Consider the following 13,433-nt stretch of genomic DNA (forward strand, 5'->3'; position numbering starts at 1 on the left):
GGCCGGATAAGGCGTTTCCGCCGCCATCCGGCAACGTAACACGGGGCTAGCGTTTTCTCCCGCCCATCAAACTCCCCAACATGCCGCGAATTATCTGATTGGTAACCTGTCGCGCCGCGCTTTTCGCCACGCTCTGCACTACGCCATCGCGTTTACCGCCGCGCGGTCCAGTGCTGCCAAACAGAATATCCTTCAACCCACCGAGAATACCGCCATCCACATCGACAGCTTTACCGTTGGCGGGAGGTGTATTTTGCTGCTCGGTACTGGCCTGCACGCCTTGCTGTAAACGTTCATAGGCGGACTCGCGGTCGATCTCTTCTTCATATTTACCGTACAACGAAGAGTGATTAATCAGCCCGTTGCGCTCGTCGTCCGTCACCGGTCCCATCCGTGAGCATGGCGCAATCACCATTGCTCGTTCAACCACGGACGGGCTGCCTTTGGCGTCCAGAAACGACACCAGCGCCTCACCGGTTCCCAGCTCCTGAATGGCTTTTTCGGTATCAAATGCCGGGTTGGCGCGCATGGTTTGCGCCGCGGTTTTCACCGCTTTCTGATCTTTCGGCGTGAACGCGCGCAGGGCATGTTGCACACGGTTTCCCAACTGACCAAGCACGTGGTCCGGAATATCCGACGGGTTTTGCGAGACGAACCACACGCCGACCCCTTTCGAGCGGATCAAGCGGATCACCTGTTCGATTTTATCCAGCAGCACCTGCGGAGCATCGTTGAACAGCAGGTGCGCTTCATCGAAGAAGAACACCAGTTTTGGCTTCTCCAGATCGCCCGCTTCCGGCAACTGTTCATACAGCTCGGAGAGCATCCACAGCAGGCTGGCGGCGTACAGTTTTGGCATCTGGTAGAGCTTCTCGGCGCTGAGGATATTAATCATCCCTTTGCCGTTGGCATCGGTACGCATCCAGTCTTTGATGTCCAGCATCGGTTCGCCAAAGAAGTGTGCCGCTCCCTGCTGCTCCAGCGACAGCAGTCCGCGCTGGATCGCCCCGACCGAGGCGCTACTGATATTGCCGTACTGATTCTGGAAGGATTTAGCGTTATCGCCAATGTACTGGGTGATGGCCCGCAGGTCTTTGAAATCGAGCAGCAACAGACCTTGGTCATCGGCAATGCGGAAGATAATATCCAGCACGCCGGACTGCACGTCGTTGAGGTTCAGCAGACGGGCCAGCAGCAGCGGCCCGAGGTCAGATACCGTGGCCCGCACAGGGTGACCTTTTTCGCCGAAGATATCCCACACCGTGACCGGATTAGCATGCGGTTGCCAGTCGGTAATGCCGATATTTTTCAGGCGGGCGAGCAGCTTTTCAGAGGCTTGTCCTTCCTCGGCCACGCCGGTTAAGTCACCTTTCACATCGGCCATAAATACCGGAACGCCAATCTCGGACAGCGATTCGGCCAGCTTCTGTAGCGTGACGGTTTTACCGGTCCCGGTCGCGCCGGTAATCAGCCCGTGACGGTTGGCCATGCCTGGCAGTAAAAACAGTTCGGTGTCCGGCGTGCAGGCAATTAGCAGGGGTGCGCTCATTGAGATTTCCTCCATTTATCCTGCCTGGAGTATAGGCAACCGTGACGCACTCTTCACCGCTAAATTGCGGAGATTGTGAGGAGAATTTAACCTGTCTGGAATAGCGGGGAGAATAGCCGGGAAGCTTACGCCACCCGGCAAAGACGATCAGAAGTCGGCTTTAAGCACTACGCGGTAGCGGGCCTTACCGTCACGCACGTGCTGGATGGCTTCGTTAATTTGCGACATCGGGTACAGTTCGGTGGTGGGCGACACCTTGCTGCGCCCGGCAAACTTCATCAGCTTGCGCAGTTCGAACGGCGTACCGGTCGCCGAACCGGAGATGCTGCGATCGCCGGCTATTAAGGTGAACGCCGGAACCGGCAGCGGCTTCAGCACCGCACCGACGGTATGGAAGTTACCGCCGTAGGCCAGTGCTTCAAAATAGGGCTGCCAGTCGAGATCGACGTTAACCGTGTTAATAATGAGATCGAACTGGCCCGCCAGTGCTTGTAGCGCATCCGGATCGCGGCTGTTGACCACCTTATCCGCCCCCATTGCCAGCACTTCCTGCTCTTTCGCCGGATTGGAGCTGAACGCGGTCACTTCGCAACCCATCGCGTGTAACAGCTTAATGGCGATATGCCCCAGGCCGCCGATGCCGATCACCCCGACGCGGCTGGTGGCGGTGATATGGTGCATCAGCAGCGGTTTGAACACCGTGATGCCGCCGCACAGTAAGGGACCAGCTGCCGCCAGATCGATACTGTCCGGCAGCGGGATCACCCACTGCCAGTCGGCCCGCAGCTTCTCGGCAAAGCCGCCGCGATTAAGAATTGTGGGAACAGACCCTTCAAGGCAGTTGATCTGATTACCGCTGATACAGGCATCGCAGTGCCCGCAGCTGCGCGCCGTCCAGCCAACGCCGACGCGCTGACCAACCTTCAGGCCCTTATCCTGTGCCGCGCTGCCGAGCGCCGCCACGCGACCAATCACCTCATGCCCGGCAACCAGCGGATACTGAGAGAATCCCCATTCGTTGTCGATCATCGACAAATCGGAATGGCAGATACCGCAGTAATCGACCTGGACTTCGACATCTTCCGGCTTAAGCTCGCCCGCATCATATTCATAGAGTTCGAGTTCGCTGCCCGCCGCTTTTGCGGCGTAGCTTTTTATCATCGACATCGTGTTTCCCTCAGTATGGTGTTGAACTGGAAGTGTAGAGCATGGGGAAACGGGACGCTTCGCAGAAGGGGGGATTAAGGAGGGGGCAAAATGTGATGATGGCTACAGCTAAGAAAGGTAATGCTGAAATTTTCAACACTTAGCGAGCCAGACACACGCTGGCGCTTGCATGGTGGCGCATGACAGGTATAATTCACAACGTTTTCCGCATCCCTTCCGTGCCGGAGTGGCGAAATCGGTAGACGCAGTTGATTCAAAATCAACCGTAGCAATACGTGCCGGTTCGAGTCCGGCCTTCGGCACCAAGTGATGCAATAATTAGCTACCTAAGGGTGGCTTTTTTTGTGTCCATTTTCGTCCAAATTCGTCCATATCCGTCTGTAATTCAAAGATAATTTATTTTTCAATAATAACCATTTTTATTTTGTGGTCTTTCCGTGTTGGTCATTTTTCATCCATTGACATCCACGCGATTTGGGGGCCAAATTGGGGGCTTAGACGTAGTTCGATAATAGTGAGGCCCCCAAATGGCACTAACAGATCGCGCTATAGTCCACGCCAAGCCTTGTGGCAAGCCGTATAAGCTCAGTGACTCGCATGGACTTTACCTGCTGGTTAACCCTAACGGTTCAAAACGCTGGTACATCAAGTACCGCTTTGTAAACAAAGAGAAAAAGCTCGCTTTAGGTCCTTATCCGCTTTTGACGCTTGCACAGGCAAGACGCATGCGTGAAGAGGCACAATTACTGCTGATCTCCGGCATCGATCCGAGTGCACACCGAAAGGCTGAACGTCTTGCGATAACGCCGGAACATACGTTTGAGTCTGTGGCACGCGAATGGGTCACCAGTAACGTGAACTGGTCGGCGGAACATAAGAAGCGGGTGCTGCGTTATTTCGAGCTTTACGTATTCCCCACGAACGGCAGCTGCGACATCACCAAAATGAAGGTCAAAGACCTTCTGGTGCCCATCAAGGAGGTGGAGAAAGCGGGCAAACTGGATGTTGCTTCCCGGCTTCAGCAGCGCACTGCCTGCGTGATGCGCTATGCCGTCCAGAACGGCATTATCGATCATAACCCTGCATCAGATTTAACCGGCGCGGTCTCCACGCCCAAAGTACGTCACCACCCGGCGCTGGATCTGAATCTTATCCCTGATTTCCTGGAAAGAATCGACGATTACAAAGGCCGTCAACTGACTCAACTGGCGGTAAAGCTGGCGCTGCTGCTGTTTATCCGTTCCAGCGAACTGCGCTTTGCCCGCTGGGATGAAATTGACCTGCGTAACGCCATGTGGACAATCCCCGCCGAGCGTGAGCCGATCCCCGGCGTTAAATATTCAGCGCGTGGGGCGAAGATGCACTCCCCACACCTGGTCCCATTGTCGCGTCAGGCCATCGAACTGCTGCACGAGGTGCGGCAGCATTGCAGACCGGGAACTGAACTGGTGTTTCCCGGCGATCACAATTACCGCAAACCGATGAGCGAAAACACCATCAACAAAGCGCTGCGGGTGATGGGCTACGACACCCAGAAAGACGTCTGCGGCCATGGTTTTCGCACTATGGCCTGTAGCGCGCTGGTGGAGTCGGGCCTGTGGTCAAGCGACGCGGTAGAGCGCCAGATGAGCCATCAGGAGCGTAAGCGCGTGCGAGCGGCGTATATCCATAAGGCGCAGCACCTGGAAGAGCGCCGGGAAATGATGCAGTGGTGGGCGGATTATCTGGATGCAAACCGGTTCAGGCATGTGGTGCCGTATGGCTTTAAAAAGTCGCCGGGAGGCACACTCGACCATATGAGCTTCCAGGAGCGCAATGACCGGCAGCTAGAGGAGCTGAAAGCCAGAATACTGGCCGACTCGGAATGGCTTACAGCGTCTGAGTTATCGGCAAAAGCGGGTTTCCGTTCTGCCGATCCTGAGGCTGGTCCGAAAGGCTGGAAAGCCGCCGGGAAGATATTCTCGTTGAAGGTCGACGGGGAGGATCTGTACCCGGATTATGTTCTGGATGAGAAAATGCGGCCTCTTAAGGTTGTCCGTTTGATTCTCTCACTGTTTAAGGAGCGTAAAACCCCGTGGGGGCTGGCTATCTGGTTCGGTTCGGCAAACCGCAGGTTGCGCGGCGGGAGGCCGAAAGATCTGCTGGTATCAAAGTCAGAGTTGGTACTGCTGGCAGCGCAGGATGAGGTAGAGTTGGGGGGATAGGGAAGATTCTGGTATTTAGTCATTCCATGAGCATGGCCGTTTATGTCAGGGCAACGGGAGCAAAGCAACTGGCATTTATATAGGCGAACAATGTTGGCTGTGGTTTAGCTTGGCACTCTCAGTGATTAGTTAAATTTGACAGTCAGCTAAGAGCGAGGAGCTGACGTTGCGTACTATCTTTTATGGTCATAGTAGTGTAGGCATCCCGCTGAATATGGCATATTCATGTGTAGGAAACGTTTGAAAGGAGATAGAGCCAATGTTTCGTGTAGATATAATAAATAAGACACTAATCAAACTGAAACCAACAAACTTCTCGGAACTTGGGCTGAAGGAACGTTTTGATATTCAGGAATGGATCGAAAAAAGCCCGACTATTTTAGGTGAGGAACTACTTGTCATTGGCAAAGAGGTCATTCTTGCCTCTGGTAAGCGCCTTGATTTGCTTTGCGTAAATAAATCGGCAGCACTTGTTGTGGTTGAGTTGAAACGGGATGATTCTGGCTCGTCCGTTGAATGGCAGGCAATAAAGTATGCATCGTATTGCTCAAGTCTCTTGCCCGGTGAGATTTTTAAGCTATACGCGTCCTATTTAAACAAGTCAGAATTTGATGCGACTAAAAAAATTGAGGAATTTATTGATGCTGACATTGAGTTACTTAACGCGAAACAGCATATTATTTTGGCCTCAAAAGAGTTTAACTCTGAAGTCATCTCCGCAGTATTATGGTTGCGAGAATATGGCATAGATATTCAATGCACTCGGATTGCTCCATTTATCGATTCTGATGGTGAGCTATTTATCAAGCCGGAAACAATTATTCCGTTGCCGGAGGCTAAAGATTATATTGAACGAAAAGAAGTTAAGCAAAGAACAATTGCTTCTAATCAAGATGAATGGACTGGTAGTTGGTTCGTGAATGTGGGCGAATGCGAATATCGAACTTGGGACGATAACAGACAATTTGGCTTTATTGGAGCAGGTCAAGGGAAGGTGTATTCATCTGCACTTAATCGTCTTGCAGTTGGTGACAAAATTTATGCTTACATGAAGGGATGCGGTTACGTCGGCTTTGGGGAAGTGACCAAACCAGCGGTTATGATTCGCGATTTCATAACTGATTCGAATGTTCCTCTACTCTCTGCAGGATTGAAAGCGGAACACCCAAACGCAAACTCTGACAATGAAGAGCTTTCCGAATGGGTTGTTGGTGTTCGTTGGATCAAGTCTCTTCCGAGAGAACAGGCGAAAACATTTCCTGGCATCTTCGCGAACCAAAATATCGTCTGTAAATTGCGGCATGGGCAGACATTAAAATTTGTGCAATCTGAATTCGGTCAGTAAGCGCTGATTTCAGCGAAGTTCGCTGTTGGCATTAAGCGGACTAGTTGGCTGAGCTGAAGATCCGCTGTGAGCGAAGAGCAGAAGTTCGTAGTCGAGTCACTATGAATCTTGCTAACAATGGCGTGTGTCGGTCAACTGGAAACAGGTCAATCATGATCTGGCTAAAGTGGATCGGTAATATGCAAATTTGTTTAGGTAGAAGTAATAAAAAGTTCAACGGAATTCTATAATGTCTGTTGTTGTCTAAGAGTGGTTCCTTGAACCGCCTGCGATTTGGCTATAGTGGGCTTATTGAGATTTTGCAGATCACCATGGCGAAGGTCGTCGGCGCCAGCTACGGAAAAGGGAGATCATCTTGTTCTTAAATATTGACTTCGACGATCAACTGGCAGTTGCCAGTATTTCGTTGGAAGGTTGGGCTCAGCCGCTTGTCGAATTCCTCTCACAGTATTTTACCATCCACAAAGACATGCTTCGTCTGGACTACTCCCACATATCACCTGATAACCACGTTTTTACGGGTTGGAAGCGTGAACAGTTTAAAGACGAATTCAAGTATGCGGCACAGCAGGGGCAGATAGCGCTGACCTTAAAAGTTCTCGGACACGGATCCACGGGGATTGAGAATTCGTCCTCTATCTTGGACCCAAATTCTTACCGGTGCGCTCAGGATACCTTCAGGAATGGCTTACTTAAGGTCGATCCCCCGGGCTTACGTGAAATCATTGTAGCGGAAATCGAGCCACGTGCGCTTTGGGTGAACTGGTTGCTCGATGACCGTTCATATTATCGGCGTAATTTTTTGGACGATCAGCAGATCATGGAGGCGTTGGTGGACAATACGTCCGAGGAAGATTGCATCGATGTTCTTCAACTAGTCGACCCTCACCAGTGGCAGAATAATTGGGCTTTCGAGAAACTGGTCAAGCTGTATTGGCAGCGTGTACGCGACTATTTGAAGAATCATATCGGCATGTCGTCGGACTATTCAAGCGTCACAAGGCAAGAGCTCGTCTTCTCTCTATTTGCGAATTCGCCGACAGTGCAGACATCCCGGTGGGCTTGCGAACAGGTTTTTGAACAAGCAGTTCCGTCAGTCTTTCCTAAGCTTATCCAACATTGCTGCAAGATATTGCCGGAAGATGTACGTAATCTGTTCCTGCGCTGGAATATCCGTTCGCAGAAAGAGAAGGAAAACAATATCAAGGAGTGCGTTGCCAAAGCTTTCTCGAGGCTTGCTGAATTGTCCGGGGACACTATACCCTCGGACCTCGCACTTGCGGCGGCTTGGCACGAGTTTGGAGACCCAGCGCGCTCTAGTCAGCAAAGCGTCATTGCCAGCCTCAGAGAATTGCCATCCCAGCCGTGGGATCGAGAAACGCTGTGGACCCAACTAGGCCCGGCCGCCCGCGAGGCCTGGCGGCAGGATCTGTTCGATCTGGTGAATGAGGAACCTGAATTAGCCCAGGGGCTCCTCAATTTTGCCTGCCTTTGGCTCGAGCAGACGGCATTTGCCGAAGTCGAGCCAGTGCTTTTGCGATTGATGGATGACGAGGAGCATCTGGCGTTTGCGAATCGGCTTGTCGGTACTCCTGCAAGGCAACTGCAACTGAGGAGCAAGGGACTAGTGCGGTCCAAGCAGGGGGCACTGGACCTGGAGGGGCCAGTAGGCCGGGGCGAGGGTGCTACTGCGTTGCCTAGCGTAGGAGCCCAAACTTGGCTGAGCGACCCTTCCGTGGAGCGCGTCATCCATAGGGCGCTTAGCCAGATGGAGGAAAAATTTTGTCGCGAATATTCGGAGACCTGGGGAGATGACGAGGAGGCCCATACGGCGCGCCTCCTGACTCTGACAATGGAGGCGTTGAACAACGCGAGTGACCAGTTACATCAACTCTCGGTTACGACGCGGGCGACATATCCGAGCCTGACAGTGAAGGTGCGTCAACCTAGCAAGCGAGAGGAAGGGGCGAACACATCAGCCGGGGCTCCGCTGGGGGCAGACGTGCTGTTCCTGAGCCGTATCGTGGACAAGGGGGAAACAGTGATCCAGCGTGCGACCCTTATGCAGGTGAAAAAGCGCAGAGGCACTGTTTCGGGACGGGGCTTCAGTTCGACAGTAGGCATCGACCTGCTGCAGTGCGAGGACATACTCAAGCAGTCAGAACACGCCTATTACCTGTTCACGACTCCGGCCTCGCCTCACCCGGTTCTCTGGGTTGCCCCAGCGCGGCTCGTCAGAAATTTGACCCAGTTGCACACGAGCAAAACTACTGTTTTGGCGATGCAGGTACGCGACGCCAGCTGCTCCTACGCGGATTTTTTTCTGCACGAGCTTGTTGGCCTGTGGGCTGGTGACGAGCATGAGGACGTCATTGCCATCGCTAACGGTGATCTTCGGCTTGGGCGAATGCCTCGCCACATCGTTGACATCGAGGTTCGCCGCCAATCGGATTGATGTGTCAGGAAGAAATTCATGCTCCAACTCGCTCAAAAGCAGAAGTTTATAGTCAGCCAAATCTGTATCCTCGTTTGGGCTGCATCGGCTCAAAGAGCGAAGCTTTATAACGTAGATTTGAAACCGCAATATCAAAGGTCAGTTGAATCGCCACAGGTTTAACAGAAACCTCAGGGTCATTTATGAACTGACCCCACCCCGTTGATTGCCACAGATTGTTCTCATTAACGTCCGCTGTTGTCAGGGCTGCTGTTGCAGCCCTGACAACCTTAGACTTCAATCGATTCAGATATCTCTAATTTATCATCGACTTCGATGCCCAGATAACGGACTGTGCTTTCCAGTTTCTTATGGCCCAACAGAAGTTGGATCATCCGGAGATTCTTGGATCAGGTAAGGTTTTGTTCTTCTCATGGAATGTGTGCTGTAAAGCGAAGCTTCGAGGCCAAGCTTTTCTACCCACCCATGAAAAATTCGGCTGTATTGTCGGGTTGATATGTGCCGGTTAGTTCCGATCCGAGACCGAAACAAGAAGTCTTTACTGTGCAAATTGCCAAGCTTTATCAATGCAGCAACAGCTTCTCTTGTCCCTTTGGTTATCTCAAATTGCACAGGGCTACCGGTTTTCTGTTGCAGCACCGTTGCTCTGCTTGAAACCGAGCATACCATATTCAACATCAGATACTTTGAGATTCACCAGATCGCAGCCTCGTAGCTTACTATCTAAGGCCATATTGAACAGAGCTAAATCACGCGTTTTACCTTCCAGTTCAAGCCGGATTCGGATCCCACAGATATGAGATATCTGAAGTGGTCTTTTTTGGCCTATGATACGGTCTTTATTCCACTGTGACATGTTCATACTCAAATCTCCTGCAATGTTGGAGATTTGAGTATGGTTGTCCCTTATGAGCGAGAATCGGATGTTAGTCCTTACCATAATAATTTCAACAGCTGGACTACTCTTTACTGGTAGGCGGCTTTCCTTACAGTCATAAGGAAACACCATAAAGCGCTAAAAATTATGGATTGCGGTGTTTTTTAAATATCCTCCAATTACGATTAGTTTAAGTCTTTAAAATTTTCACGCAATTGCGGGATAATATCAACTATTAATTTCCTTCTCATTTTTAAAATTGAATCCGTACCATAGATGATACCGTAATCTTTCATGTATTCATTAGCATGGACAGCAGCAGTGTTATATGAGGTTATTTTTGGGTGTATTTCTAAGCCTTCATTGATTTGTTTCCTATAGTGGTACATGCGATCGCAGAGCATCGCTGTAAAATAGCCAAGAAATTGATTCCTTTGTTCCAGTATTTGTCGTTTATAAAGTTCACCACGAACACTGGTGGGTAAGTAATGGGTTAAATAATCTTTTATTGTATGCAACGGTTTCTGTCGTGTGAAGAGTAAAGTTCTTATGTCACAGATAACCGAATTGAACCTACTCTCATCAATTTCTTTTGGGATGTTAATGATAAAAGCATTATCAATTAATTCGTTGTTAATTGAAATAGGTTCTTCATCTGCATCCCTCAAAAAACCAGCTACAATGCCACTTAGTCCATAATTATTTTTAGTGGTTTTGTTCCATTTCTCGATAATAACTTTTGCTTCTTCCCGCGGGATTTTTTCCTCAAGTGAACTTTCATTCTCTCTAACTTTAAGCCAGTCTTCCCATGTGTGGGTATCAACTAATTTCGGACGTTTTCTAGGATAAAATAAAGCATCTTTAATATAATTACCCCATAACCAACTATAGTAAGTATCGAATGCCATCGAAAATTTAATTTGGCGAGATATTATTGTTGTCCACGGAATGGAGTGATGATGTGTGATTTTATCTAAAATACCTATGATTGAATTGGTGATGATTTTATCATTAATTATAGCAACCAGATCTGAGTAATTTTTCATGATGTGCTGTTCAATCGCCATCACTTCCCACGAGGCTTTTGATTTTTTTGCGTAGAGGTAATCCATTAGTATTTTTGAAATATCGTCTTTTTGATTTTCCAATTGAGCCGACGTTGAATCTCCGGGATTCAAGTAAATATAAAGGGCTATGTTTTTATTTATCTCTTTATGTAGGTTAATTACTTCATCACACCGACCAGCCTTAAGCTCATCCCAAACAAGTAGGTCACAAGAGAGTAACCAATCCAGATGATTTAGCATACTTATTTCATGTGGTTCCAGTAGAGCCATTACGCACACCTCCAAGTGGCAATTCAGAATTAGGTTCAGAGCAGTGAGGGGAGTTTGGTCAAACCAAAGTCTCTCTTTTTTTGAGCACTAAACTTCACTACATTTGATGAACTTCTTGCAGTCTATCTAATGGTGATAACAAATGAAATCAGTATCGTATGACGCAGTAATGAGCCCAGGGGCTAGGGAAAAGATCGATAACGGCGAATGGCGTGTAATCGGCTTGTCCGTGATGGATACCTCAAATGGAAGAATGGTTGCCAATCTCAAAACGGTTACCAAGAGTAATCAATCTGAGTACACTCCTGCTCTGTTCGTAGCCTTAAGAGATGAGATTTGCCTCTCTCAACGATTGATGTCAATTAAGATTCGTGAGTCATTCGACAAGCAAAGGAGCATTCTGAACCGAATTGAAGGAAAAATTGATTTTCTGACTGATGTCAAATTCGCTGAGTTGGCTGGTGAGATTAATCATTTCTTTACTCAATGTGATCATTTACATACAAGTGAGGCGGTAAAGGCAGAGAGAGTGCTCGACCATGGTGGCCGTTTAGCTGCTAGGTTAGCGGGAATAACTGATGCCTTAATAGATGACTATTTGGGTAGCGTACAATTGGTTGTTGGGAATGAAACAATGGATTATTCCATGTACACATCGAGAGAATATGCTACGGGGGGGTATCGTTACGAACCAGATGTTACGGAAATGACTTATCCGGATTTTATCGGTACGAGAGTTAAAAGCTTCCTTGGTGCGTTAATTGAAATGCTTAACAGTCTCAATCTTATCTCAGTGTGCTTTAACCAGGAGCTCTACATGGGGTATATGGACTCGCTAACGGCGCTACGTGTAAAATTACGGGCACTGCTTAATAGTTTAGTGTTCGGAGTTCCTGTTAAGGAAGGGAAGTTTAAATGCAAAAACTATCGTGCGCTAATATTCACTAAAGATCGCAATGGCGACTGGGTTCAGGATAATGAGGCCGAAAGACTCGCTCAGTACTACACTGAATTTTCCCATAATAATCTTGCAGCAAGCATCTACGAGCGGACCTCAGGGTATGTTAAACGAGATGAGAATTTATTCGCTGCCGTAACCGTAGTGCTCAATTTTATTGAGGATATTGATCTCCTTCTCAGTAGAGGTACCGAGCTCACGGAAGGAAGTATCATGGATACTGAGTCCATTAAATTGCTGTCCGAAACAATATTTCCATCTCGCACGAACCGATTACTAACGTCAACATCATGATAATTTGATGCCTAAACTGAATCGCCACGGGTTTAACAGACACCTCGGAGTCATTTAAGATGACTTAAAGAGAGGTGCCCATGAGCGGTAAACGTTATCCCGAAGAGTTTAAAATTGAAGCAGTCAAACAGGTTATTGATCGCGGTCATTCTGTTTCCAGCGTTGCAACACGTCTCGATATCACCACCCACAGCCTTTACGCCTGGATAAAGAAGTACGGTCCGGACTCATCCACTAATAAAGAACAGTCAGATGCTCAGGCCGAGATCCGCCGACTCCAGAAGGAGTTGAAGCGGGTTACTGACGAACGAGACATATTAAAAAAAGCCGCGGCGTACTTCGCAAAGCTGTCCGACTGAGGTACGCCTTTATTCGTGACAACTCCCGTTGCTGGCCTGTTCGTCTGCTCTGCAGGGTGCTGGATGTTCATCCCAGTGGCTTTTACGCCTGGTTTAAGCAACCGTATTCTCAGCGCCACCAGGTAGATCTAAGACTGACGGGACAGATCAAACAGTTCTGGCTGGAGTCCGGTTGCGTTTATGGTTATCGCAAGATCCATCTGGACTTGCGGGATAGCGGTCAACAGTGCGGAGTGAACAGAGTCTGGCGACTGATGAATCGTGCCGGGATAAAGGCTCAGGTCGGGTACCGGAGCCCGCGGGCACGCAAAGGCGAGGCCAGTATCGTATCGCCCAACAGGCTCCAGCGACAGTTCAATCCGGATGCTCCGGATAAGCGTTGGGTAACGGACATAACCTACATCAGGACCCACGAAGGCTGGCTGTATCTTGCTGTGGTTGTTGATCTGTTCTCACGCAAAATTATCGGCTGGTCAATGCAATCCCGGATGACAAAGGACATTGTCCTGAACGCACTGCTGATGGCTGTATGGCGGCGTAATCCCCAAAAACAGGTGCTGGTTCATTCGGACCAGGGCAGTCAGTACACAAGCCATGAGTGGCAGTCGTTCCTGAAATCACACGGCCTGGAGGGGAGCATGAGCCGTCGCGGTAACTGTCACGATAATGCGGTTGCAGAAAGCTTTTTCCAGTTGCTGAAACGCGAACGGATAAAGAAAAAGATCTACGGAACGCGGGAAGAAGCCCGCAGCGATATTTTTGATTACATCGAAATGTTTTATAACAGTAAGCGTCGGCATGGTTCGAGCAATCAGATGTCACCGACAGAATATGAAAACCAGTATTATCAACGGCTCGGAAGTGTCTAGATTATCCGTGGCGATTCAA

Annotated in this window: 8 protein-coding genes, 1 tRNA gene and 1 pseudogene; 6 read left to right on the forward strand and 4 right to left on the reverse strand. The window is 49.4% G+C overall.

From position 1 onward, the window contains the following. Window positions 1-46 precede the first annotated feature (46 nt). Together OGX90_RS14505 and ahr are read right to left on the reverse strand one after the other, a co-directional pair. Window positions 47-1,549: a helicase HerA-like C-terminal domain-containing protein gene (locus OGX90_RS14505; protein WP_234692596.1), complete on the reverse strand. Its 1,503-nt coding sequence runs from the start codon at window positions 1,547-1,549 to the stop codon at window positions 47-49. Between the two features lie 147 nt (window positions 1,550-1,696). Next, window positions 1,697-2,716 (reverse strand): NADPH-dependent aldehyde reductase Ahr, encoded by a 1,020-nt coding sequence (gene ahr, locus OGX90_RS14510; RefSeq protein ID WP_234692595.1) that lies wholly within the window; start codon window positions 2,714-2,716, stop codon window positions 1,697-1,699. Between the two features lie 220 nt (window positions 2,717-2,936). On the opposite strand from ahr, the gene OGX90_RS14515 reads away from it, so the two are divergent. The 4 genes from OGX90_RS14515 (at window position 2,937) to OGX90_RS14530 (ending at window position 8,720) form a co-directional block, all read left to right on the forward strand. Continuing rightward, a tRNA-Leu gene (locus OGX90_RS14515) sits at window positions 2,937-3,021 on the forward strand. 222 nt (window positions 3,022-3,243) lie between these two features. Further along, window positions 3,244-4,920 (forward strand): tyrosine-type recombinase/integrase, encoded by a 1,677-nt coding sequence (locus tag OGX90_RS14520; protein ID WP_286624134.1) that lies wholly within the window; start codon window positions 3,244-3,246, stop codon window positions 4,918-4,920. 259 nt (window positions 4,921-5,179) lie between these two features. Continuing rightward, complete coding sequence (locus tag OGX90_RS14525; protein WP_064188545.1) at window positions 5,180-6,265, forward strand: DUF8606 domain-containing protein; 1,086 nt, start codon at window positions 5,180-5,182, stop codon at window positions 6,263-6,265. A gap of 355 nt (window positions 6,266-6,620) precedes the next feature. After that, a complete protein-coding gene (locus OGX90_RS14530) occupies window positions 6,621-8,720 on the forward strand; it encodes a hypothetical protein (protein WP_150344559.1) in 2,100 nt (699 codons plus the stop codon). Between the two features lie 269 nt (window positions 8,721-8,989). On the opposite strand, the pseudogene OGX90_RS14535 reads toward OGX90_RS14530, so the two are convergent. Together OGX90_RS14535 and OGX90_RS14540 are read right to left on the reverse strand one after the other, a co-directional pair. After that, a pseudogene (locus tag OGX90_RS14535) lies at window positions 8,990-9,582 on the reverse strand (tyrosine-type recombinase/integrase). Window positions 9,583-9,782: 200 nt separating this feature from the next. Then, window positions 9,783-10,934, reverse strand: a complete 1,152-nt coding sequence (locus tag OGX90_RS14540; protein WP_286624138.1) for a hypothetical protein — start codon at window positions 10,932-10,934, stop codon at window positions 9,783-9,785. 142 nt (window positions 10,935-11,076) lie between these two features. Between OGX90_RS14540 and OGX90_RS14545 the strand changes: the two genes are divergently transcribed. Beyond that, window positions 11,077-12,186, forward strand: coding sequence for a hypothetical protein (locus OGX90_RS14545; RefSeq protein ID WP_286624140.1), 1,110 nt, complete (start codon window positions 11,077-11,079; stop codon window positions 12,184-12,186). Window positions 12,187-12,266: 80 nt separating this feature from the next. Next, window positions 12,267-13,414 (forward strand): IS3 family transposase gene (locus tag OGX90_RS14550; RefSeq protein WP_155959297.1). Its coding sequence is split into 2 segments (ribosomal slippage): window positions 12,267-12,504 and window positions 12,504-13,414, totalling 1,149 coding nucleotides; the frame shifts between segments, so codons are not numbered across the junction. Window positions 13,415-13,433: the final 19 nt, after the last annotated feature.

The sequence above is a fragment of the Citrobacter sp. Cpo012 genome (genome assembly GCF_030333015.1).
In the GTDB taxonomy this organism is placed as follows: Bacteria; Pseudomonadota; Gammaproteobacteria; order Enterobacterales; family Enterobacteriaceae; genus Citrobacter; species Citrobacter portucalensis.

What these genes read in the sequence shown, in the direction of transcription:
- OGX90_RS14505 (WP_234692596.1), bottom strand. Translation starts at nt 1,549, where the DNA reads ATGAGCGCACCCCTGCTAATTGCCTGCACGCCGGACACCGAACTGTTT.
- ahr (WP_234692595.1), bottom strand. Translation starts at nt 2,716, where the DNA reads ATGTCGATGATAAAAAGCTACGCCGCAAAAGCGGCGGGCAGCGAACTC.
- OGX90_RS14520 (WP_286624134.1), top strand. Translation starts at nt 3,244, where the DNA reads ATGGCACTAACAGATCGCGCTATAGTCCACGCCAAGCCTTGTGGCAAG.
- OGX90_RS14525 (WP_064188545.1), top strand. Translation starts at nt 5,180, where the DNA reads ATGTTTCGTGTAGATATAATAAATAAGACACTAATCAAACTGAAACCA.
- OGX90_RS14540 (WP_286624138.1), bottom strand. Translation starts at nt 10,934, where the DNA reads ATGGCTCTACTGGAACCACATGAAATAAGTATGCTAAATCATCTGGAT.
- OGX90_RS14545 (WP_286624140.1), top strand. Translation starts at nt 11,077, where the DNA reads ATGAAATCAGTATCGTATGACGCAGTAATGAGCCCAGGGGCTAGGGAA.